Origin of the sequence: Rhizobium sp. NZLR11, assembly GCF_019685115.1 — a bacterium.
GTDB lineage: Bacteria > Pseudomonadota > Alphaproteobacteria > Rhizobiales > Rhizobiaceae > Rhizobium.
In genome coordinates, this window is sequence record NZ_JABDWD010000004.1 from 334,738 (window position 1) to 355,716 (window position 20,979).

Here is a 20,979-nt window from a genome sequence, read left to right on the forward strand (position 1 = left end):
TTGCGATCTCCGGATAGCGGTGGGAACAGCCCTTCTCCGCTTCATGAAGTTTCGTTGACAGGCTCTTCGGCCTGCAGATATAACCGTGCTGTTGCGGGTTTGGAAGCCGGTGTAAATCCGGCACGGTCGCGCCGCTGTGACCAGCGTGTCGAAGGTTCTTCGCGCTGGAAGTCAGACCCTGCCGCATAAGCACTCTTTCGACTGAACGCGTCATTCCCGGAGGAATACATGTCTGACACCACTTTTGCGCCCGTCGCGGCACCGGCGCCAATCCCGGTAGGAGAAATCCTGCCTTGGGCGATCTTCGGCGGCCTGTTGATGCTGATCGCCATCTATTTCGTCGGCACCGAGGAAGGCGCGATGGCGCTGTTCAACGGCATGTATGTGCACGAATTCGTGCATGACGGCCGTCATCTCCTCGGCTTTCCCTGCCACTAAGGGGGATCCTGACATGGTCGGAAATCTTCTACTTCGCGGCATGCTCGCGGGGCTGATCGCTGGCATTCTGGTTTTTGCTTTCGCGCATATCTTCGGCGAGCCGCTGGTCGATGCGGCGATCGCCTTCGAGGAGGCGAGCGCCCAGGCGGCGGGCGAAGCTGCCGAACCTGAGATCGTCAGCCGTGCCACGCAGGCCGGTCTTGGCCTCTTCACCGGCGTCATGGCGTACAGCATTGCCGTCGGCGGGCTTTTCGCGCTCGCTTTCGCTTTCGTGCACGGCCGCATCAGCAGGCTTTCGGCACGCGGCACCTCGGCGGTCATCGCCCTTGCCGCCTTCGTGGCGATCGTCGTCGTTCCCGGCATCAAGTATCCGGCCAATCCGCCGGCGGTCGGCAATCCCGATACGATCGGCGTCAGGACCGAGCTGTTCTTCCTGATGATCGTCGTCTCGATCGCTGCTTTGATTGCCGCGGTGGCGCTGTCGCGGCGCCTTTCCGAGCGTTTCGGTCTGTGGAACGGGGCGATCATCGCCGGCATCACCTATCTCCTCTTCATGGGCCTGGTGCTCTATTTGCTGCCGTCGATCAACGAAGTGCCGGAGAAGTTCTCGGCGATGGTGCTCTGGCGTTTCCGCACGACCTCGCTCGGCATGCAGGTGATCCTCTGGGCAACGCTCGGTCTTGGCTTCGGAGCGCTGGCGGAAAAGCTGCTTGCCGTGAAGGGCGGGCAGCGGGCTCGACCGGCACCGGCATTTCACTGAACGCATCGAGGGGCGCCGCCTTGCCGGCGCCCTCAAGTTTTTCGAGCGAGTATGAAAAGCAGCAAAACCATATCGATTCTGTCGACGGCGTTTGCCGCCGCCGCTTGGTTTTGTGCGGTTGGCGAAAACGCGCTTGCCCATAGCCGCAGCGTCGGCGGCAGCGATACCGGCCTCGATATCCCGGAAATCTCGCATGGCGAGATGGCGGTGATTTCAGACTACCGCGGCGAAATTATCGGGTTGGCGTCACGCGCGACTGATACAAACGAGCTGTTCCGGCGCGTTCTGAACTATGCCGAAATCCAATATTCCTATTGTCTCTGGGGGCGGATGCCGGGCAGCGTGAGCGACGAGGAGAGCCCGTTCAACGAATGTGCTCATGCTTATCTCGCGGCGGCCAAGGCGGTATTGCTTGAGATGCGTGAGATGCCGCGGGAGGCCGTTGCGGCTAATGAAATCATTTCCGCGGTCGATGCCGACATGGTGCGGCGCAGCCTGGCGCTCATCACTTGCAGGTTCAGCGGCGAGGCCTTCAACACAGCCGATGTCGTCAAGCCGCGCTGGAGCAAAGTGCCGTTTCATCCCGCCAGCATGGCGTCGCTGACGGGGCTCGCCGCTCTGTTCGCCCTTGTGACGTTTGCGCTGGGCCGCTTTCTGCGGCCGAAGGCTCAATCGTCGGAATAGCGCTGCTCGCGCCACGGATCGCCATAGATGTGGTAACCGTTCTTTTCCCAAAAGCCGGCCTGGTCGGCGGGCATCAGCTCGATGCGGCGCAGCCATTTGGCGCTTTTCCAGAAATAGAGATGCGGTACGACGAGGCGCATCGGGCCGCCGTGATCCGGCGTCAGCGGCAGGCATTCCCACGATGTCGCAAGGATCGCATCCTCGGCGGCGAAATCGGCAAGCGGCAGGTTGGTGGTATAGCCGTCATAACTCGTCAGCATGACGTAACCGGCTTCGGGCTTTGGCATGGCGCGATCGAGCAGATCGCGGGTCGAAACGCCTTTCCATTTGTTGTCGTAGCGCGACCAGGTGGTGACGCAGTGGATATCGCTGACCTTGGTGCTCTGCTCGATCGCCTGGAAGTCGGTCCAGGTTAGGGTGAGCGGCGTTTCGACGAGGCCGCGCAGCTCGAGACGCCAGCTATTCGTGGAGATGACGGGCTGCTGGCCGAGATCGAGCACCGGCCAGTTTTTGACGAGGTGCTGGCCGGGCGGCAGGCGCTCAGCTTCGGGACGGCTGATGCGGCCGGTCAGGAATTTACCTTCAGCCGCCCATCGACGCTTGGAGCTGGTGAGCTTGCTGTCGGCGGGCGTCTGGTCGTCGCTCATGATCGGGTTCCCTACGATGCCGCAATAGGACATCGGCCTTTGCCGGGTGTCAAGTTTCGACGGGCCCTTGGAAATCACTGTGGGTATTATTAGACTTGTGCCGTCGGGTATGCCTCACTGGGGAGTGGAGGCAGAAAGGGGAGGAGCAGGATCTGTCTTCGAGATATCGTGCGATAGCGGCGCTGCTGGTGATGCCGCTGATCATCTTCGTCTTCTTCACCTATGGAGGCGCGATCGCGACGCGCGCCTATATGGGGGAAGCTTCGGCGCAGGCGAGAACGGCGCTGCGCCTTGCCGTCTCGGCGCTCAGCGGTCATCTCAACCGCTACGAGGCGCTTCCGGCGCTGATCGCCGATCACGACGATATCAAGGAACTGGTGAGTGCGCCTGAAGATGCAGCACTGCGCGGCGCGGCCAATCTCTATCTCAAGGAGATCAACGGGCTGCTGAAATCCTCCGACATTTATGTGGTCAAGCCGGACGGAGAGACGATCGCGGCGAGCAATTACGATGGACCGGGAAGCTTCGTCGGACAGAATTTCAGCTATCGGCCCTATTTCCAGGAGGCGATCGAAGGCCGGCAGGCGCGGTTCTATGCGCTCGGCACCACCTCGCTGAAGCGGGGCTATTATTTCGCTGCGCCGATCCGGGCCGGCGCGGATATTCGCGGCGTCATCGTCTTCAAGGTCGATATCGACATGATCGAATCCTCCTGGGGCGGCGGCGAATACAAGATCTTCGTCTTCGATCCGGAGGGCATCATCTTCATGTCCGGCAGCCCGGAATGGCTCTACGGTGCAATCCTGCCGCTGACGGCCGACCGCATAGCGCGAACGGAAGCGTCGCGGCGTTATGCCAATGCCAGGCTGACGGCACTGCCAGTGACCCGCCAGCGCCTTGAGCCGCACGAGCTGATGACGCTCACTGGCGAGCGCGGTTCGAGCGAATATCTGGTGCTGTCGCACTACATGCCGGCCGAGGACTGGACGGTGAACGTGCTGATGGAGACGAGTTCCATCCGCACCCAGGCGCGCACCGCGCTTGCGGCGGTTTTTCTCGTCCTCTGCATTGCCGGGCTCGCGGTTGCTGTTCTGCGGCAGCGGAGGGCGCGCTTGGCCGAGCGCATGCAGATGCAGGCTGAAGCTCGCAACGAGCTGGAGCGGCGCGTCGAGGAACGCACGGCCGATCTTGCCCGCGTCAACAGCCGCATAGAAGAAGAGATTGCCGAACGGCGTCTGACCGAGCAGCAGCTCCGTCAGACACAAGCCGATCTCATCCAGGCGGGCAAGCTTGCCGGCCTCGGGCAGATGTCAGCTGCGCTGTCGCACGAGTTCAACCAGCCGCTCGCCGCCGCCAAGACCTATACGGACAGCGCCTCCGTTCTCATCGATCGCGGTCGGACGGAGGAGGCGGGGGACAATATCCGGCGGATCGGCGGGTTGATCGACCGCATGGCCGCAATCAGCCGGCACCTGCGCAATTTTGCGCGCAAACCGAACGAGAAGCTCGGGTCGGTTTCTCTCGACGAGGCGATGCATGATACGCTCGAGATCATCGCCTGGCGGCTGAAGGCGGCCGATGCCGAACTCAGGCTTGATTTGGGTAGCCGACCGCCGATCGTGCGCGCCGGTTCGGTGCGGCTGCAGCAGGTGCTGGTGAATGTGATTTCCAACGCGGCCGATGCGGTCGAAGGGCTGGATGACAGACGCATCGAGGTTTCGGCCTTCGAGGCGGCCGGCAAAGTGGTACTGACCGTGCGGGACCATGGGCCAGGTGTACCGGCGGCCATCGCCGAGCGCATCTTCGATCCCTTCTTCACGACGAAGGGCGTTGGCAAAGGGCTCGGTCTCGGGCTTTCGATCTCCTACAACATCATCAAGGATTTCGGCGGCAGCCTTACTGCTGCCGATCATCCCGAAGGAGGCGCGGTATTCCGCATCGAGCTACAATCGGCGGCACGGCTGATGCCGGAGGCGGCGGAATGAACGATGCGAAGATCCTTTTGGTCGACGATGAGGAGGAACTGCGCCGCTCGACAGCGCAGGCGCTGGAGCTTTCCGGCTTTAGTGTCGAGACCTTTTCGAACGGCGATCATGTGCTGGAGCTGATCGGCTACAGCTTTCCCGGCGTCGTCGTCAGCGATATCCGCATGCCCGGCATGGACGGCATGACGCTGATGCAGAAGATCCGCGAACTCGACCCAGAGGTGCCGGTCATTCTCGTCACCGGCCACGGCGACGTTCAGCTTGCGGTGAAAGCGATGCGCGAAGGCGCCTATGATTTCATCGAGAAGCCGTTCACCCCCGAGATGCTCGCCGGCGTCATCCGCCGGGCGATGGAGCGGCGCGGCCTCGTGCTCGAAAACCGGCTGCTGAAGGCGGTCGCCGGCAAGCGCGACGATATCGAGGCGCGGCTGCCGGGGCGCACGCAGGTGATCGTGGATCTGCGCTACCGCATTCGCGCGATCGGGGCGACCGATGCCGATACCCTTATCGTCGGCGAGACCGGGGCCGGCAAGGAGGTGGTGGCGCGGGCGCTCCATGATATCAGCGCCAGGGCGAGCCGGCCGTTCATCGCTATCAATTGTGCCGCGCTGCCGGCGAACCTGATCGAGAGTGAGCTTTTCGGCCATGAGGTGGGGGCCTTTCCGGGCGCGGTGAGGCCGCGTCACGGAAAATTCGAACACGGGCGCGGTGGCACGATCCTGCTTGACGAGATCGGCTCGATGCCCATCGACCTGCAGGCGAAGTTCCTGCGGGTGCTGCAGGAGCGGGTGATTTCGCGGCTGGGCTCGAACGAGGTCGTGGCGCTTGACGTACGCTTCATCGCCACGAGCAAGGTCGACTTGGAGGCGGAGGTGGCGGCCGGACGCTTCCGGGCCGACCTCTTCTATCGGCTGAATGTCGCGACGCTGCATGTGCCATCACTGTCGCAGCGGCGGGCGGATGTTCCGCTGCTCTTCCTGCAGCTGGTGCGGGAGGCAGCTGCTCGCTACGGCCGCGACGAGATGGTCGTGCTGCCTGATGTGATCGCCGACATCGCCCAGCGCGACTGGCCGGGCAATGTGCGCGAATTGAGAAATGCCGCCGATCGTCTGGTGCTCGGCCTCGATGGCGGTGGGCGGCAGGCGGGCGAGGCGGTGGGGCTGGCCGAGCGCGTCGCCGAATTCGAGCGCGGCGTGATCGCCAGCGCTCTCGTTGCTCATGGCGGAAGCCTGAGGCCTGTTTATGAATCGCTCAGCATCTCGCGGAAGACTCTCTACGAGAAGATGCAGAAATACGGGCTCGACAAGAAGCTGTTGGCGACGGAGATATCCGGCGAAGTCCAGCGCGAGCCTTGAGCCGAGCGCGGCGTGGTTGCCGGACGAGGTTTCCCGATTTCAATTTCACTGTCCAGCGTCGGCGGGTGGTTCGCAATCGATAAATCGCCGCTTGACAGGCAACTGTTTGGTTGCCTATAAACAATAACAGGCAACCAGATGGTTCCGTATAAAGACATGGATGACGATGCGGTTTTTCGGGCTCTGGCGGATGCGAGCCGGCGGCAATTGCTCGACCGGCTGCATGCCAGAAGCGGCCAGACGCTGGCCGAGCTCTGCCAAGGGCTCGCCATGACGCGCCAGGCAGTGGCCAAACATGTCGCGATCCTGGAGGAGGCGAGCCTCGTTTCGTCGCAGCGCCAAGGTCGGGAGAAGCTGCATTTCATTAATCCCGTGCCGATCAACGAGATCGCGCAACGCTGGATCAACAAATTCGAGCGGCAGCAGCTGAATGCGCTCGCCGATCTGAAGAAGACCCTCGAAGGCAAGGGCGGCAACTAGATCCGCGGCCTGGCCATCGGGAGTACTTAGACCACGATGCCGAAAAGTGTGAGCGGTTTTCGGACGACATCATGCTCTAACTATCTAATTGAGAGCAGGATTCAGATTTTAGGCCGACCCGGCCTAGAATCATCCTGTTCTTGTCCTGGCCACAAGGGAGTATCATCATGGCTGGCAGTACATACAACTATGTCACCTTTATCCGCACGACGCCCGAGCAGCTTTGGGCGGCGTTGACGACAGCCGAATTCATGAAGAAATTCTGGCTCGGCGCACATTTCGACACCGAGTGGAGGGCAGGTGCTGCCTGGAAGCTTCTGTTTGAGGACGGATCGGTCGCCGACACCGGCGAGATCCTGGAATGCGATCCGCCGAAACGGCTCGTATTGAAGTGGCGGAACGAGTTCATGCCCGAGCTGAAGGCCGAGGGCTATTCGCAATGCGTGATGGAGATCGAGCCGGTCAATGATACGGCCACCAAGTTGACGGTCACCCATTCCATCGCAGTCGAGAACTCCAAGCTCATCGATGCCGTTTCCGGCGGCTGGCCACGCATTCTCTCCAACCTCAAGTCGCTGATCGAGACCGGTGAAGTCGTGCTGCCTCCCAAAAAATAAGCCGGTGGTCATGGTGCAATGGGTGGATTTCCACCCATTGCGCAGGCCGTTTGTTTCCAAATGGACCCATGCCGCATCGCACTATCGCAAAATCGTCTTTCGAAAGCGTTGGCGATGATTGCAGGTCGATTTTTCCTGGCGGCAAATGAGTGATCCGAACCGGCGCGGAGGATGCGGCGGCGGGCTTGCTTATTTCATCAGGGAGGAAACGATGAAAATCCAGAAGGCCATGCTCGGCCTGACCGCGGCTGCCGCGGTCTCTCTTCTCGTCAGCGTCGCTTCGGCGCAGACCTATCCCGAGCGCACCATCACCATGGTCGTGCCGTTTGCGGCCGGCGGCCCGACGGACACCGTGGCGCGCCTCGTCGCCGAATCCATGTCGAAGGATCTCGGCCAGCAGATCGTCGTCGAAAATGTCGGCGGCGCCGGCGGCACGCTCGGCGCCGGCCGCGTGGCGAGTGCCGATCCCGACGGTTACACCGTCCTGCTGCACCATATCGGCATGGCGACCAGCGCCACGCTCTACCGCAAGCTCGCCTATGACCCGCTCGGCGCCTTCGATTATGTGGGCCTCGTCACCGAGGTGCCGATGACGATCGTCGCACGCAAGGACTTGGAGCCGACAGACCTCAAGGGGTTGATCGATTACATCAAGGCCAACAAGGACAAGGTGACGGTCGCCAATGCCGGCATCGGTGCGGCCTCGCATCTCTGCGGTATGATGCTGATGAGCGCCATCCAGACACCGCTGACGACCGTGCCCTACAAAGGCACCGGCCCTGCCATGACCGATCTGCTCGGCGGCCAGGTCGACGTCATGTGCGACCAGACGACCAACACGACGAAGCAGATCCAGGGCGGCACCATCAAGGCCTATGCCGTGACCTCGCCCAACCGCCTCGACGTGCTGAAGGACGTTCCGACTGCAGTCGAAGCCGGCCTTCCGGGTTTTGAAGTCGGCATCTGGCACGGCATCTACACGCCGAAGGGCACGCCGGCCGCGATCAACGAACGTCTGTCGAAGTCGCTGCAGGTCGCGCTGAAGAACGCGAATGTCGCCGCACGCTTCGCCGAACTCGGCACGGCGCCATCCTCGGATGCCGATGCGACGCCGGCTGCGCTGAAGGCCAAGCTCGAAAGCGAGATTGCCCGCTGGAAGCCGGTGATCGAGGCTGCCGGCGAATATGCGGACTGAGACTTGTCTCGTCCAGGACATGCCGGATGAGCCCCTCACCCTAATCCTCTGCCCGCACGCGGGGAGAGGGGACTTGCCCATTACAATGGTGGCAAAGCTGAGAGGTTTGCGGCATATCCCCTTCTCTCCGCTTGCGGGGAGAAGGTGTCGGAAGGCGGATGAGCGGTAATTGCTGCAGTAACGACGCTCCATCTCCAATTCCAGGAGACACCATGAAATCCATCAGTTTCGATACCACCAATGCGATCTGCGGAGCGCTCTTCGTCGCGACCGGCGCCTTCTTCGCCCTCCAGTCGCTGGGGCTCGACCTCGGCACGGCAGTGCGAATGGGGCCGGGTTATTTTCCGCTGGTGCTTGCCTGCGTGCTCGTGCTTCTCGGCGCCGTCATCTTCATTCAGGCCCTCCGGGTCGAGGGTGAGCCGATCGATCCCTTCGCCTGGCGCGGCATGCTTTTCATCCTGCCGGCGCCGGTGTTCTTCGGGTTGACGGTGCGCGGGCTCGGATTTGCGCCGGCGCTGTTCTTCGCCGCATTCGTCGCCTGCTTCGCATCGCAAAAGATGAATGTGTTGCTCGCTATCATTCTTTCGCTGCTGCTGACGGTTTTTTCGGTGGCGGTCTTCAGCTACGGGCTCGGGCTGCCGTTCGAGCGCTTCGGCCCCTGGGTCCGGTTCTAGGAGGCGATGATGGATCTTTTCAGCAATCTCGCGCTCGGTTTTGCGACAGCCGGCACTCCGGAAAACCTGCTCTTCTGCCTGATCGGCGTGCTGCTCGGCACGCTGATCGGCGTGCTGCCCGGCATCGGCGCAACGGCGACGATCGCCATGCTCTTGCCTATCACCTTCCAGCTCGAACCGGTCTCCTCGCTGATCATGCTCGCCGGCATCTATTACGGCGCGCAGTATGGCGGCTCAACCACGGCGATCCTCATCAACATGCCGGGTGAATCCTCCTCCGCCGTAACCGCGATCGACGGTTACCAGATGGCGCGCAAGGGACGGGCGGGGGCAGCGCTGGCCATCGCGGCGCTCGGTTCGTTCTTCGCTGGCACGGTCTCGACCTTCCTCGTTGCGATCTTCGCGCCGCCGCTGACCGCGATCGCGCTGCAATTCGGCTCGGCGGAATATTTCTCGCTGATGATCGTCGGCCTCGTTTCATCGATTGCTCTCGCGCATGGCTCGGTCGTCAAGGCGCTGGCGATGGTGGCACTCGGGCTGCTGCTCGGTCTCGTCGGCACCGACATCTATACCGGCACGCCGCGCTTCACGCTCGGCATCCGTGAATATGCGGACGGGTTGAACTTTGTGGCGCTCGCGGTCGGGGTCTTCGGGGTGGCGGAAATCCTGCGCAACCTCGAGGGCGAGTCGACACGCACGGTACTGATGGCCAAGGTGTCCAGCCTTTTGCCCTCTCGCCAGGAATTCAAGGAGATGATCGCGCCGATTATTCGCGGCACGGTGATCGGCTCGGCGCTCGGCATTCTGCCGGGCGGCGGCGCGATCCTAGCCTCCTTCGCCTCCTATACGGTGGAAAAGCGGATTTCGAAGACGCCGGCGGAATTCGGCAAGGGCGCGGTTGCCGGTGTCGCCGGACCGGAATCGGCGAATAATGCCGGGGCGCAGACCTCATTCATTCCGCTGCTGACGCTCGGCATTCCCGCCAATCCCGTCATGGCGCTGATGGTCGGCGCGATGATCATCCAGGGCATCGTGCCGGGCCCGAACGTCGCCACCGAGCAGCCGGCGCTGTTCTGGGGCATCATCGCCTCGATGTGGATCGGCAACCTGATGCTGGTCATCCTCAACCTGCCACTGATCGGGCTCTGGGTGAAACTCCTGACCGTGCCTTATTACGTGCTCTTCCCAATCATCATGGCCTTCTGCTCGATCGGGGTCTACAGCGTCAACGCCAATGTTTATGACCTCTATGCCGTCGCCTTCTTCGGGCTCATCGGTTATGTGCTGGCAAAGCTTCGCTGTGAGCCGGCGCCGCTTTTGCTCGGCTTCGTGCTCGGACCGCTGCTCGAGGAGAATTTGCGACGTGCGATGATCCTGTCGCGCGGCGATCCAACGACCTTCGTCACACGGCCGATCAGCGCCACTCTTCTGGCCATCGCGCTTGCCGTGCTTATCATCGTCTTCCTGCCAAGCGTGAAGAAGAAGCGCGAAGAGGTGTTCGTCGAAGAGACTTGATGATTGAATTTGCGAACCGTTTGATAAACAAGGGATGATCTGACGCGGGCGCCGGTTGGGCGCCCGTTTCGCATGAAGGGATTTCCAGGCCCATGAGCATTCCCGCCCGGATCAAGGACGATCTGCCGTTCCTCACGGCCTTGCGCCGCGATCTTCATGCCCATCCCGAACTCGGTTTCGAGGAGGAGCGCACTGCCGGTATCGTCGCGCGACTTCTCGAAGAGGCTGGCATCGCCGTGCATCGCGGGCTGGCCGGTACCGGTGTGGTCGGCACGTTGCAGGTCGGCAACGGCACGCGCCGGATCGGGCTCAGGGCCGATATGGATGCGCTCGCCATGCCTGAAACGGCGGAGCGGCCCTATAGATCGACGGTGCCCGGCAAGATGCATGCCTGCGGCCATGACGGTCATACGGCGATGCTGCTCGGTGCCGCGCGGCATCTTGCGGCGACGCGAGGCTTCTCCGGCACGGTGCATTTCATCTTCCAGCCGGCGGAAGAAGGGCGAGGCGGGGCAAGGCGCATGGTCGAAGAGGGGCTGTTCAAACTTTTCCCCTGCGATGCCGTCTACGGGCTGCATAACATGCCTGGACTTGCGATTGACCAGATCGCCGTGGTCGAGGGGCCGCAGCTCGCCTCTTCCGACAGCTGGCGCATCTCTTTTCGCGGCATCGGCACCCACGGCGCCAAGCCGCATCTCGGCCGCGATCCGATCACGGCCGCCGGCACCTTCCTGTCATCGCTGCAGACCATCGTCGGACGGGTGGTCGATCCGCTGCAGCCGGCCGTCGTCAGCGCGTGTTCCCTGCAGGCCGGTGACCCGAAGGCGCTGAATGTCATTCCCGATATCGTGGAGATCGGCGGGACGGCGCGGGCCTATTCACCCGAGGTACGCGATCAGCTGGAGACTGAGATCGGTCGGTTGGCTCATGGCACTGCGGCTATGTACGCGGTTGCCGTCGACTACGTATTCGAGCGGCGGATTCCGCCTGTTATCAACGATGCGGATGCGACAGCGCGGGCGCTCGCAGCCGCCGGCCCGGTGTTCGGCGGGAAGGTGCGGACAAACTATCCGCCGTCCACGGCAGGCGACGACTTCGCTTTCTTCGCGCAGAATGCGCCGGGCTGTTACGTCTGGCTCGGCAACGGGCCAGCGGTGGATGGGGCGCTGCATCACAACACAGCTTATGATTTCAACGATGGGGCGCTTGGATATGGGGCGGCTTACTGGGTGGCGTTAGTGGAGCGGGAGTTGAGGATTTAACGCATGTCGCCCGGAAGTGTGCAGCGGTTTCGGGATAACGACATGCATAAAAACAAAGAGCTAAAGCGCGTCACATGAATCAAGTCTAATCCGACGCGCTTTAGACCCGCGCTTGCGGCCGCACGGCACTCCCTTCAATCGGCCCTACAAAACCTCCAGCACCGGACTTTCCAGCAGCTCGCCCGTCACCACATCGGCAATTCCCCGGTCCGTCTGGTGCGGGCCGACATTGCAGGCGAGCGTTGCGCCGAAGCAGGCCTTGAAGACCCGATAGGGCGGTTTCCAGTCGACGATTTTTTCCATGGCCTTGCGGATGCCGGCAAAGGCCGAAGCGGTGTCCTTTAGCGATGCGTCGGTCACTAGGCCCGAAAGCGGCAGCGGCAGGAGCGCCTCGATTTTTCCGTCTTTGGCGACGGCCATTCCGCCTCCGGCTGATATGACGGCGTTGGCGGCAAGCGCCATGTCGCGCGCATTGCCGCCGAAGACGGTGAGGTTGTGGCTGTCATGCGAGACGGTGGTGCAGAAGGCGCCGCGCCATTCACCCCAGCCGGTGAGGAAGCCGATGCGCGGGGTGCCGTCGGCTTTGCCGTGGCGATGGGCGACGGCGATCATGGCGCTGCCGGCCGGCGGTACGACGAACCCGTCTCTGACCTCTGTCTCCGCCTCACCCCATTGCGTGAAACGCGGGCGGTCGATGGTGGCGACACGGACGCGCTCGCAGCTCGACGGAATGCGGAAATCATCTTCGGCAAATTGCGGGAGCTTCACCGAATTTTCAAGCGGCGCCGGATCGAGCTGCTGGATGTCAACCTGCATGCTGCCGTGGCGGGCGACGACGCGACCGCTTGAGATGACCAGCCGCGACCGGAATTCCGTAAGGTCCTCGAAGAGCACGATATCGCCGCGGCGGCCGGGGGCGATGAGGCCGAGATCGGATCGCTTCAGCCGCTGTGCGGCGTTGAAGGTTGCGGCACGGATCGCCCACTCCGGCTTCATTCCGTAGCGCACCATCCGGCGGGCGACGTCGTCAAGGCCGCCGCCTTCGTAGAGTTCATCGGGAAAGACGTCGTCTGTGCAGAGTGTCACGGTCGGGGGCAGGTGGCCGAGACCATTCAGCACCTCGACGAATTCCTGGAGCAGATGGTCGTGCGATCCGCGCAGCTCGATCGTCAAGCCGGCGGCAAGCTTGGCCGCGAGGTCGCCGCCGGAAGTGAGTTCGTGGTCGGACGTGATGCCCGAGGCCATGAAGGCGTTGAGTTCGGGGCCTTTGAGGCCGCGGGCATGACCGCAGACGAGCTTGCCGGAGGCAAGGCCGGTATTGACGATGGCCATCATGCGCGGATCGCCGTCGATGACGCCACGCATGTTCATCACCTCGGCGACGCCGCCGACGGCGGAGGAGCGCAGTATCTCGGCGATGACGGAGGCATCGAAATCGGCGCCGGCAAGTTCCAGGCCGGGCGCCGACGGCACGCAGGAGGGAGCGAGCAGGATCATGCGCAGCGGCAGGCAGCGTGCCGCCTCGATCGCCCAGCGCACACCGTCAAGGCCATGGACATTGGCGAATTCATGCGGATCCCAAACGACCGTGGTGACGCCGCGCGCCAGCACGGCGCTCGCATATTCCGCCGGTGTCACCATCGAACTTTCGACATGCATGTGGGTGTCGATCAGACCGGGTGTTGCGATGCCGCCTGCCGCATCGATGATCTCGACCGCATCCGTGCGGCTTGCCGAGGTGTGGACGCTCGCAATCAGGGCGCCAACGAGGCCGATATCGGCCTCGCGGATCAGGCCCGTCACCGCGTCGAGCAGCCGGCCGCCGGTAATTAGCATATCGAAGGGAGCATCACCGCGTGCGGCGGCGACGGCCCGCGCGCGCATGGTGGGATCGTTGAGATCGCCGGGTTCCTGGTGAGGGATGGCGTTCATTTCCGGGCCTCGTTGACCAGGGCTTCAAGGATAATGACACGCGCCCTGTCGGCATCGATGTCGGCGGCAAATTGGGCATTGAAGGCTGCATGCGTAGCGCGGGTCTCGACGACGGTGCGGCCACGGGTCAAGGCGCCCTGCAGCTCGACGTCGATACGCGCGGGCCGGAAGCTGACGAGATCGGGAGCGACGAAGGCCACCGCGGCTGTGGGATCGTAGATCGCCATGCTCGGGCGGCCGCGGCTGGTGCCGATGCGGATATAACCCGCAAATATATCGGCGATCAGCTTGGCATTGGTGCCGCCGGCACTGCGCACCGGCTCGGCATCCTCCGGCCTTGCCAGCACCTTGCGGCAGAGATCGAGATCGACCATGCGCAGCGGCAAGCCATGGGCGATGACGATCGACAGCGCTTCCGGATCGGCGAGCGCGTTGAACTCGGCAGACGCCGTATGGTTGCCCGAGGTGACGCCGCCGCCCATCCAGACGAGTTCGCTGATACGGGCGGCAAGATCGGGGCGAGCGAGCGCCACGGCGGCGATATTGGTGAGGGGCCCGAGCGCCAGCATACGGTGCTGGCCCTGATCTTCCAACCACCGGCAAAGCGCTGCAAAGGCATCGCTTTCAGCAAGAGCGGGGGCCTCCGGCAGGCTCCTGCCGATGGTCGGGATGCCGGTTTCGCCGAGGATCGCCTGAGCGGTTTCGAGCTTGCCGAGAACAGGCATGGCGCGACCGGTGTGGATCGGGAATTTCCAGCCGAAGGCAATGGCAGCGGAGGCGGCATTGGTTTTCACCTGCGGCAGTGGCGTATTGCCGAAGACCAGCGATACGCCGTCGATGTCAAATTCCGATTGACCCACCACCAGAATGGCGGCGATGTCGTCGAAGCCCATGTCGGTGTCGATCCAGACGCCCATGATCTCACCCGAACCGCTTGAGGCTGGCCGCGCCGGCAACCGGCAGGTCGAAGGCGAGCGCGCTGCCGATCTCATGCGGCGGCAGACCGGCATCAATCTCGGCCTTGATCGGGCCGAGCGCGGTATCGAGGAGATATTCGCGTGTGTTGCCTGCGAAAGACGTGCCGCGCACGGTGCCTTGAAAGGTGCCCGAGCCGAGGATCACTTTGCGTGGCCGCCAGGCGAGGCCCGCCGCAGCTTGCGGTGCGGGGCCGGAAAGGGCGATCGGGCCGTTCGTTGTCACAAGCTTTCCATCCTTCAGCGGGAAGACATTCTCGAAGCCGACGAAATCGGCGACGAAGGCAGAGGCCGGATTGTTGTAGATCTCTTCCGGCGTGCCGATTTGTTCGATGCCCCCGTTCAACATCACAACGATGCGGTCGGCAAGCGCCAAGGCCTCCACCTGGTCGTGGGTGACGAAGATCATGGTGACGCCGGTCTCCTTCTGTACCCGCTGCAATTCGGCGCGCATCTCAAGGCGAAGGCGGGCGTCGAGATTGGAAAGCGGCTCGTCGAGCAGCAGAACTTTCGGCTCCATCACCATCGAGCGGGCGAGCGCCACGCGCTGCTGCTGGCCGCCGGAGAGTTCGGCGGGCTTGCGGCGGGCGAAAGCCGACAGGCCGACCGATTTCAAGCCGGAGGCGACACGGGCGTCGAGATCTGCGCCCGAGATACCCTTGAGGCGCAAACCGAAGGCGACGTTCTCATAAACCGTCAGATGCGGGAAAAGCGCGTAGGACTGGAAGACGAGCCCGACGGCGCGCTTGTTGGCCGAGACGCGGGTGATATCGGCTCCATCGAGGCTGATACGGCCGGAGGTAGGCCTCAGCAGACCGGCGATCGCCCGCATCGTCGTCGTCTTGCCGCAGCCTGAGGGGCCGAGAAGGGCAACGAGCTCGCCCTTGCCGATCGTAAGGTCGAGATTGCTGACCGCGACCGTGTCGCCATAGGTAAGCGTCAGCTTGTCGAGTTGAAGATAGGCATCAGACATAGCGCGAGAATCCCAGGAAACGTTCGGCGAGGAAGACGATGCCCATCGAGAGAAAGGCGAGGAGGGCGGAAAGCGCCGCGATCGACGGGTCGTAGGTGGTTTCCATGTAACCCAGCATGTCGATCGGCAGCGTGTGGACGCCGGGACCGGAGAGGAAGAGCGAGACGGGCACCTGATTGAAGCTGGTGACGAAGCCGAGGATGAAGGCGGCAAGGATGCCGCCGCGGATATTCGGCATCACCACGCGGAAAAAAGCGCCGAGTCTGGAGGAGCCGAGCAGGACGGCGGCCTCCTCGATGTCCGAGCGCAGATTGTCGAGGCTCGCCGAGACGACGCGCACGGCATAGGGCAGTACGAGGGCCGTATGGGCGAAGAAGAGTGCCAGCGTGATGTCGAAACCGAAGGGCACGACGAGATAACGCAGCAGCGACAGGCCGACGATGATGCCCGGCACGATAATCGGCAGCGAGACGATGGTGCGGACGGTCTCGGCCGCGGGCAGCCGGTAGCGGGAGAGCGCGTAGGCGGCCGGGATGCCGAGGACGAGGGCGGCGAGCGTTCCGAACACGGCGAGGAACATCGACATGGCGAAGCTGTCGCGGAAACTCTCGACGGTGAACACCTTCATGACCCACCGCAGCGACAGGCCTTGTGGCGGAAAGGCCAGCGTATCGCCGGCCGATAACGAAGCGGCAATGATGATCAGGAACGGACCGATCAGAAAGACCAGCAGCAGGAAAAGCACGATGGGCGAAAACAGGCGGAGGCTCATCGGCGGTTCCTCGCCGTCGCAAGACGTTTCAGCAGGATGTTGGCCGCAAAGCTCATGATGATCAGAATGAAGGCAATGACGCTTGCCGAGACGAAATCATTGGCGACGGAAACCTGCTGATACAGCAGCGTTTCCAGCATCAGCACCTTTGAACCGCCAAGCACGGCCGGGGTGATGTAGGCGGTCAGCGATCCGGTGAAGACAAGCGTGCCGCCTACGACGAGGCCTTCCGTGGTCAGCGGCAGGATGACCTTCCAGAAGACCTGGAACCAGTTGGCGCCAAGCACGCGGGCGGCGGGGATCGCATCCTTCGGCATGTTCTCGAGGGAGCTGATCAGCGACAGGATCATCAAAGGCAGAAAGAGTTGCAAGAGACCGATGAAGACGGCGGTTTCGGTGAACAGCAGCCGCAGCGGCTCGGCGCTGAGACCCAGGCGCGCTATCGCCTGGTTGACGATCCCGGTGCGGCCGAGAATGACGATCCAGGCATAGGTGCGCGCCACCGGAGAGATCATCAGCGGCAAGGTGACTAGGCCGATCATACGGCCCTTGCCATTCGGCGGCAGGTGGACGATGGCGAAGGCTGCGGCATAACCGATGACCGCCGAGACAGCTGTGACTTCGAGGCCGAGCCGGAAGCTGCGCAGGAAAACGGTGCGGTTCAGCGCCTCAGAGAAGAAACCGGCATAGGCCGACAGCGTCCAGCCGCCGCCGGCATGGAAGCCCTCCGAGAGCAGGATCGCGACGGGCAGCAGGAAGACCAGGGTCGCAAAGACGGCTGCCGGCAGGGCAAGCGCCAGGGCTTCTGCGCGGTTCTGGAACATGGGGCGCCTTTCGAGCGGACAGAGGATTGTCCCGGCAGAGGAGCCGGGACCGGTTCTCAGACAGGCCTTATTGGCCGACCTTTTCGTTCCATGTCTTCAGCCAGCCGGCGCGGTTGTCGAGGGCGACGGCGGAGGGGATCAGCTTGAGGCTCTTGGCGGTTTCCTCGCCATAGGTAAGGTTGTTGGCTGCTGCCTCGGAAAGCTTGACCTCGCGGTTGGCGGGGCTGTCGATCAGCTTTTCGGCGAGCTTGGTCTGGATATCGGTCGAGAGCCAGAAATCCATGAACTGCAAAGCGAGGTCCTGGTTCTTCGAACCCTTGGTCAGCACCAACACATTCATGCCGCCGGTCTGGCCCTCCTTCGGTGTCGCCCAGGCGACCGGCACGTCGAGCTTGGTGAAGCCGGCCCAGGAGAAACGGCCGATCGGGGCTGCCCAGATCTCCTCCTGCTGCATCAGCTGCACCAGTTGCGAGGATTTTTCATAGAAGGTGACGACCTCGTCCTTCTTTTCGCCCAGCGCCTCGATGGGTCCCTTCAGATCGGGCGTATCCTTACCAAGGGCCAAGCCCAGCATGTAGAGCGCCGGCGGGCCCTGATTGGTGGTCACGTTCGGAAAGGCTACGTGCCCGACATATTCCGGCTTCAAGAGATCGTTCCAGGAATCGATCTTCATCTTGTCGGACCGATAGGCGATCGAGGTGGCATAGAAGGTATAACCGACGCTCATGCCGTCGCCATTCGGGTCCTTGGCGACGTCGTAGAGTTTGGCAAAATTGGGGAGCTTGGCGGTGTCGATCTTGTCGATCAGGCCGGCGCGCGAGGCGGCCAGCGCATCGGCCATGGAAACGGCGGCAAGATCTATGACGGGATTGGCCTTGTTGGCTTCCAGCTTGGCCAGACGCTCGACGCTGTTGCCGGTCTCGACCACCAGCTTGCAGCCGCATTTGGCCTCGAAGGGATCGTAGACCAGCGTCTTGAAATCGTCCTGTGCAAAGGCATAGACGGAAATGGTCAGCGTGCGATCGGCTGCGGCCGCTCCAAGCGGAGACAGGGCAGCGAGCGCTGCCGAGGCAATGAGAGCTTTTTTCATCTTACGTGTTCTCCATCTCTGAGGTTTTTGGTGCCGGGTGCGCAGGCCCGGATGATTGGCGGACGATCAGCTGCATCGCGACGCGATTGATCTCGGCGGTAACCAGCATGCCTTGCCGCATGCTGCTTTTTCTTATGGTATCCACCAGCGCCGACACGGCAATCCCGGCAATAGCGTCCATATCCATACGAACCGTCGTCAGCGACGGCGTGACGACCGGCGACCAAATGAGGTCGTCGAAGCCGGTGACGCTGACGTCGGCCGGAATGTTGATGCCGGCCTGCTGCAGCTCCGTCAGCGCGCGCAGCGCCTGCAGGTCGGAGAGTGCTGCGAAGGCGGTGAACCCCTGCCTGACTTTTTCGGCGAGACCGAGCGGGCAGCCGCTGCCGCCATCCTGCTCCAGTCTCTCGATCCACAGTGTTTCCGAATGCAGGCCCGGGCGCATGCCGGAGCGGATGCCGCCGGCGCGGTCATTCTGGACGTTGGATTCCTGATTGTTGCCGATGATGAGGATGCGGCGATGGCCGAGGCTGGCGAGATGGCCGGCGATTTCGCACCCGCCCTGCCAATGGTCGGCGGCAACGGTATTGCCTGGCGTCGACGCGGTGTCGATAACGGCGACCGGGCAGGCGGCGGCGGAAATGCGAGTGGCGCGGCGGGGAATGATGACCATGCCGTCGACGCCGCGCTCGACCAGCCGATTGATCGCCTCGGTCTGCTTGGCGACATCGCCGCGGGAATCGGCGATCAGCACGCCGTAACCGGCGGCGGAAGCGGCGAATTCGATCGCCTGGGCAATTTTCGGGAACAGCGGATTGGCGATATCGGGCAGCACCAGGCCGAGAACGCCGCTGCGGCCGGTCCTCAGGGCCCGCCCGGCCTGGCTCGGGACATAACCGAGTTCGGCCGCATGCTCGCGGATCCTTTCAACCAGTTGGCCCGATACCCGACCCTTGCCGGACAACGCATTGGAGACGGTGGCGACGGACACGCCGAGCGACGTCGCTATCCTGCTGAGGTTCGGTCCCGAACGCGATGAAGCCATGATCGACGGCGCTCTTGATTAATCGTTTAATCAAGCTTTACCCTAGCTCTTTTCGCTTGTCGATTCCCAATTCATCTTATGTGGGTTATCCGGATACAAAATTTGGTCGACATGAAAAAAGCCCCGCGAGACGATCGCGGGGCTCTGTATGTCAGACGGCACAAGGCAGCCGATCAGGTCTTCGCGGGCTTCACCACGACCGTGGTGTTGGCTACGGTCGTCTTGCCGCCGGGGGCAAAGCCGCCGCCGACCGCGACGTTCAGCGAGACATAGTCCTTGGCCATCTGCTGGACGGCTGCGGCAAGGCTTGCTTGGGCAAGCGAAACCTGGCGCTGGGCGTCGAGAACGTCGAGCAGCGAGGAAGCGCCGTCCTTGTAGGATGCTGTGGAAAGTTCGAGCGTCTCCTGCGTGGTCTTTACCTGTGCCTGGAGTGCCGAGACCGTGCGGGCGTCACGCCGGACGGCCGAAAGCGCGTTCTCGACCTGTTCGATCGCGGTCAGCACGGTCGATTTCCAGTTGAGATAGGCCGTAGCAGCATCCGACTGTGCCGATTTGACGTTGGCGCGCAGGCGGCCGCCATCGAGAATCGGCAGGTTGAGGGTCGGGCCGAAGGACCAGGGCGACAGGCCGCCATGGATGCCGCGCTGATTAATATAGGCCGGCGAAATCGAGCCGCTGAGCGAGATGCTTGGATAAAGCTGCGCCTGGGCAACGCCGATATTGGCCGTTGCGGCAGCGAGGTCACGTTCCGCTACGCGAATATCAGGACGGTTACGGATCAGGTCCGCGGGGATGCCGGAGGTGATGCTGCCGCGGAACACAGGCTGACCGGCGCCCCTTAGCAGCTCATCGACGAGAGCTGATGCCGGCAGGCCGAGCAACGTGGCGATGTGATGGGCGGAAATGCGGATATTGGTTTCGAGGCCGGGAATTTCGGCGAGCGTCGACTGTACCAAGCCTTCCGCCTGAACGACGTCGAGACGCGAGGCGGCACCAGCTTCAAGCTGGAATTTGGTGAGTTCGTAGGTCTCCTGGCGAGACTTCAGGTTAGCCTTGGAAAGCGCCAGGCGCTGCTGGAAATAGCGGACGTCGATATAACTCGAGACCATGTCCTGCACGAGAGTGAGCTTGGCAACGTCCGCGGATGCGTAAGCGGAATCGAGCGAAGCGAGAGCGCCTTCCGTGCTGCGTTTGTAGAGGCCGAAGATATCGAGCAGCCAGCTCAGCTGTGCTTCGCCGCCGCTGGTGTTGCGTGTGTCAAACTGCGTGCGCAACTCACCCTTCTGGCCGCTGATCGTGTGCGAGGCGCCGACCGTCAGGTTCGGCAGGCCGCCGGCTCCTGCTACGGTAACGTTGGCGGAAGCCGCATTGATGCGTTCGATCGCCTGCTGGATTGACAGGTTCTGGTCGAGGCCGCTCTGGACATAGCCGTCCAGCTTGCGGTCGTTGAACGCATTCCACCAGGCCACAGTGGTGACATCGCCGTCGCTCTTGGTGTTGCCCTCTCCGAATTTGGCGGGCAGTGGCATCTCAGGAGGAACATGATCCGGGCCAACAACGCAGCCCGACAACAATAACAATAATGCCGGTGTGGCAATACGAAGAGATACCATTCATTTCTTCCTGTACTCGAGCAAGTCAATTCTTGTCCGAAGCTTCATGCTTCACTAACGGCCGTCGCGCCTCGCCCTACCAAAAAACACCATGCCGAAGCAGTCGGCCGCAATGTAGCAACGAGAACCGCATTATCACAGTGC

20 protein-coding genes and 1 riboswitch are annotated in these 20,979 nt (G+C 62.6%); of the genes, 11 read left to right on the plus strand and 9 right to left on the minus strand.

The genetic code is table 11. From position 1 onward, the window contains the following. Window positions 1–72: 72 nt before the first annotated feature. Window positions 73–215: riboswitch (adenosylcobalamin (AdoCbl) riboswitch) on the plus strand. A 13-nt stretch (window positions 216–228) separates the two neighbouring features. Genes HJB83_RS10235 through HJB83_RS10245 form a run of 3 tightly spaced genes read left to right on the plus strand, consistent with a single transcriptional unit; the run spans window position 229 to window position 1,882 of the window. Further along, on the plus strand, window positions 229–438 hold the full coding sequence (locus tag HJB83_RS10235) for a CbtB domain-containing protein (protein WP_065692515.1): 210 nt from the start codon (window positions 229–231) through the stop codon (window positions 436–438). Window positions 439–451: 13 nt separating this feature from the next. Beyond that, a complete protein-coding gene (locus tag HJB83_RS10240; RefSeq protein WP_221131799.1) occupies window positions 452–1,198 on the plus strand; it encodes a CbtA family protein in 747 nt (248 codons plus the stop codon). Between the two features lie 51 nt (window positions 1,199–1,249). Further along, window positions 1,250–1,882: a hypothetical protein gene (locus HJB83_RS10245; RefSeq protein WP_207581638.1), complete on the plus strand. Its 633-nt coding sequence runs from the start codon at window positions 1,250–1,252 to the stop codon at window positions 1,880–1,882. On the opposite strand, the gene HJB83_RS10250 is transcribed toward HJB83_RS10245, so the two are convergent. Beyond that, on the minus strand, window positions 1,867–2,529 hold the full coding sequence (locus tag HJB83_RS10250; protein WP_207581637.1) for a sulfite oxidase-like oxidoreductase: 663 nt from the start codon (window positions 2,527–2,529) through the stop codon (window positions 1,867–1,869). The genes HJB83_RS10245 and HJB83_RS10250 overlap by 16 nt on opposite strands. Window positions 2,530–2,720: 191 nt before the next feature. Between HJB83_RS10250 and HJB83_RS10255 the strand changes: the two genes are divergently transcribed. The 8 genes from HJB83_RS10255 to HJB83_RS10290 all read left to right on the plus strand — a co-directional run bounded on the left by HJB83_RS10255 (window position 2,721) and on the right by HJB83_RS10290 (window position 11,612). Next, window positions 2,721–4,514 (plus strand): sensor histidine kinase, encoded by a 1,794-nt coding sequence (locus HJB83_RS10255; protein WP_259671316.1) that lies wholly within the window; start codon window positions 2,721–2,723, stop codon window positions 4,512–4,514. Next, window positions 4,511–5,869, plus strand: coding sequence for a sigma-54 dependent transcriptional regulator (locus tag HJB83_RS10260; RefSeq protein ID WP_221131800.1), 1,359 nt, complete (start codon window positions 4,511–4,513; stop codon window positions 5,867–5,869). Before HJB83_RS10255 ends, HJB83_RS10260 begins: the two co-directional genes overlap by 4 nt. 156 nt (window positions 5,870–6,025) lie before the next feature. Continuing rightward, on the plus strand, window positions 6,026–6,349 hold the full coding sequence (locus tag HJB83_RS10265) for a helix-turn-helix transcriptional regulator (protein ID WP_207584368.1): 324 nt from the start codon (window positions 6,026–6,028) through the stop codon (window positions 6,347–6,349). Between the two features lie 167 nt (window positions 6,350–6,516). Beyond that, window positions 6,517–6,966, plus strand: a complete 450-nt coding sequence (locus tag HJB83_RS10270; protein WP_207581635.1) for an SRPBCC family protein — start codon at window positions 6,517–6,519, stop codon at window positions 6,964–6,966. 211 nt (window positions 6,967–7,177) lie between these two features. After that, window positions 7,178–8,161, plus strand: coding sequence for a tripartite tricarboxylate transporter substrate-binding protein (locus HJB83_RS10275; protein WP_207581634.1), 984 nt, complete (start codon window positions 7,178–7,180; stop codon window positions 8,159–8,161). A 212-nt stretch (window positions 8,162–8,373) separates the two neighbouring features. Then, complete coding sequence (locus HJB83_RS10280; protein ID WP_221131801.1) at window positions 8,374–8,835, plus strand: tripartite tricarboxylate transporter TctB family protein; 462 nt, start codon at window positions 8,374–8,376, stop codon at window positions 8,833–8,835. Between the two features lie 9 nt (window positions 8,836–8,844). Continuing rightward, entirely contained in the window at window positions 8,845–10,350 is a 1,506-nt protein-coding gene (locus tag HJB83_RS10285; RefSeq protein WP_207581632.1) for a tripartite tricarboxylate transporter permease, read from the plus strand. Between the two features lie 92 nt (window positions 10,351–10,442). Continuing rightward, the gene (locus HJB83_RS10290) at window positions 10,443–11,612 is read left to right on the plus strand and encodes a M20 aminoacylase family protein (protein ID WP_221116360.1); all 1,170 of its coding nucleotides are present in this window, start codon (window positions 10,443–10,445) and stop codon (window positions 11,610–11,612) included. Window positions 11,613–11,756: 144 nt separating this feature from the next. Here the strand turns inward: HJB83_RS10290 and HJB83_RS10295 are convergent, their stop codons facing one another. The 8 genes from HJB83_RS10295 to HJB83_RS10330 all read right to left on the minus strand — a co-directional run bounded on the left by HJB83_RS10295 (window position 11,757) and on the right by HJB83_RS10330 (window position 20,835). Beyond that, entirely contained in the window at window positions 11,757–13,544 is a 1,788-nt protein-coding gene (locus tag HJB83_RS10295) for an adenine deaminase (RefSeq protein WP_221131802.1), read from the minus strand. After that, on the minus strand, window positions 13,541–14,461 hold the full coding sequence (locus HJB83_RS10300; RefSeq protein ID WP_221131803.1) for a nucleoside hydrolase: 921 nt from the start codon (window positions 14,459–14,461) through the stop codon (window positions 13,541–13,543). The genes HJB83_RS10295 and HJB83_RS10300 overlap by 4 nt, the downstream gene beginning before the upstream one ends. A 4-nt stretch (window positions 14,462–14,465) precedes the next feature. After that, a complete protein-coding gene (locus HJB83_RS10305) occupies window positions 14,466–15,491 on the minus strand; it encodes an ABC transporter ATP-binding protein (protein ID WP_207581628.1) in 1,026 nt (341 codons plus the stop codon). After that, window positions 15,484–16,263: an ABC transporter permease gene (locus HJB83_RS10310; RefSeq protein WP_207581627.1), complete on the minus strand. Its 780-nt coding sequence runs from the start codon at window positions 16,261–16,263 to the stop codon at window positions 15,484–15,486. The genes HJB83_RS10305 and HJB83_RS10310 overlap by 8 nt, the downstream gene beginning before the upstream one ends. Continuing rightward, entirely contained in the window at window positions 16,260–17,087 is an 828-nt protein-coding gene (locus tag HJB83_RS10315; protein WP_207581626.1) for an ABC transporter permease, read from the minus strand. Before HJB83_RS10315 ends, HJB83_RS10310 begins: the two co-directional genes overlap by 4 nt. 67 nt (window positions 17,088–17,154) lie before the next feature. Further along, window positions 17,155–18,177, minus strand: a complete 1,023-nt coding sequence (locus HJB83_RS10320) for an ABC transporter substrate-binding protein (RefSeq protein ID WP_207581625.1) — start codon at window positions 18,175–18,177, stop codon at window positions 17,155–17,157. 1 nt (window position 18,178) lies between these two features. Beyond that, window positions 18,179–19,222, minus strand: coding sequence for a LacI family DNA-binding transcriptional regulator (locus HJB83_RS10325; protein ID WP_221131805.1), 1,044 nt, complete (start codon window positions 19,220–19,222; stop codon window positions 18,179–18,181). Window positions 19,223–19,395: 173 nt separating this feature from the next. Next, window positions 19,396–20,835 (minus strand): efflux transporter outer membrane subunit, encoded by a 1,440-nt coding sequence (locus HJB83_RS10330; RefSeq protein WP_221116350.1) that lies wholly within the window; start codon window positions 20,833–20,835, stop codon window positions 19,396–19,398. Window positions 20,836–20,979 lie beyond the last annotated feature (144 nt).

Excerpts from the sequence above, each read along its gene's own strand:
- HJB83_RS10265 (WP_207584368.1), top strand. The coding sequence starts at position 6,026 with ATGGATGACGATGCGGTTTTTCGGGCTCTGGCGGATGCGAGCCGGCGG.
- HJB83_RS10310 (WP_207581627.1), bottom strand. The coding sequence starts at position 16,263 with ATGAGCCTCCGCCTGTTTTCGCCCATCGTGCTTTTCCTGCTGCTGGTC.
- HJB83_RS10270 (WP_207581635.1), top strand. The coding sequence starts at position 6,517 with ATGGCTGGCAGTACATACAACTATGTCACCTTTATCCGCACGACGCCC.
- HJB83_RS10280 (WP_221131801.1), top strand. The coding sequence starts at position 8,374 with ATGAAATCCATCAGTTTCGATACCACCAATGCGATCTGCGGAGCGCTC.
- HJB83_RS10300 (WP_221131803.1), bottom strand. The coding sequence starts at position 14,461 with ATGGGCGTCTGGATCGACACCGACATGGGCTTCGACGACATCGCCGCC.
- HJB83_RS10330 (WP_221116350.1), bottom strand. The coding sequence starts at position 20,835 with ATGGTATCTCTTCGTATTGCCACACCGGCATTATTGTTATTGTTGTCG.
- HJB83_RS10295 (WP_221131802.1), bottom strand. The coding sequence starts at position 13,544 with ATGAACGCCATCCCTCACCAGGAACCCGGCGATCTCAACGATCCCACC.
- HJB83_RS10260 (WP_221131800.1), top strand. The coding sequence starts at position 4,511 with ATGAACGATGCGAAGATCCTTTTGGTCGACGATGAGGAGGAACTGCGC.
- HJB83_RS10305 (WP_207581628.1), bottom strand. The coding sequence starts at position 15,491 with ATGTCTGATGCCTATCTTCAACTCGACAAGCTGACGCTTACCTATGGC.
- HJB83_RS10315 (WP_207581626.1), bottom strand. The coding sequence starts at position 17,087 with ATGTTCCAGAACCGCGCAGAAGCCCTGGCGCTTGCCCTGCCGGCAGCC.
- HJB83_RS10255 (WP_259671316.1), top strand. The coding sequence starts at position 2,721 with ATGCCGCTGATCATCTTCGTCTTCTTCACCTATGGAGGCGCGATCGCG.
- HJB83_RS10245 (WP_207581638.1), top strand. The coding sequence starts at position 1,250 with ATGAAAAGCAGCAAAACCATATCGATTCTGTCGACGGCGTTTGCCGCC.
- HJB83_RS10290 (WP_221116360.1), top strand. The coding sequence starts at position 10,443 with ATGAGCATTCCCGCCCGGATCAAGGACGATCTGCCGTTCCTCACGGCC.
- HJB83_RS10275 (WP_207581634.1), top strand. The coding sequence starts at position 7,178 with ATGAAAATCCAGAAGGCCATGCTCGGCCTGACCGCGGCTGCCGCGGTC.
- HJB83_RS10285 (WP_207581632.1), top strand. The coding sequence starts at position 8,845 with ATGGATCTTTTCAGCAATCTCGCGCTCGGTTTTGCGACAGCCGGCACT.
- HJB83_RS10250 (WP_207581637.1), bottom strand. The coding sequence starts at position 2,529 with ATGAGCGACGACCAGACGCCCGCCGACAGCAAGCTCACCAGCTCCAAG.
- HJB83_RS10235 (WP_065692515.1), top strand. The coding sequence starts at position 229 with ATGTCTGACACCACTTTTGCGCCCGTCGCGGCACCGGCGCCAATCCCG.
- HJB83_RS10325 (WP_221131805.1), bottom strand. The coding sequence starts at position 19,222 with ATGGCTTCATCGCGTTCGGGACCGAACCTCAGCAGGATAGCGACGTCG.
- HJB83_RS10240 (WP_221131799.1), top strand. The coding sequence starts at position 452 with ATGGTCGGAAATCTTCTACTTCGCGGCATGCTCGCGGGGCTGATCGCT.
- HJB83_RS10320 (WP_207581625.1), bottom strand. The coding sequence starts at position 18,177 with ATGAAAAAAGCTCTCATTGCCTCGGCAGCGCTCGCTGCCCTGTCTCCG.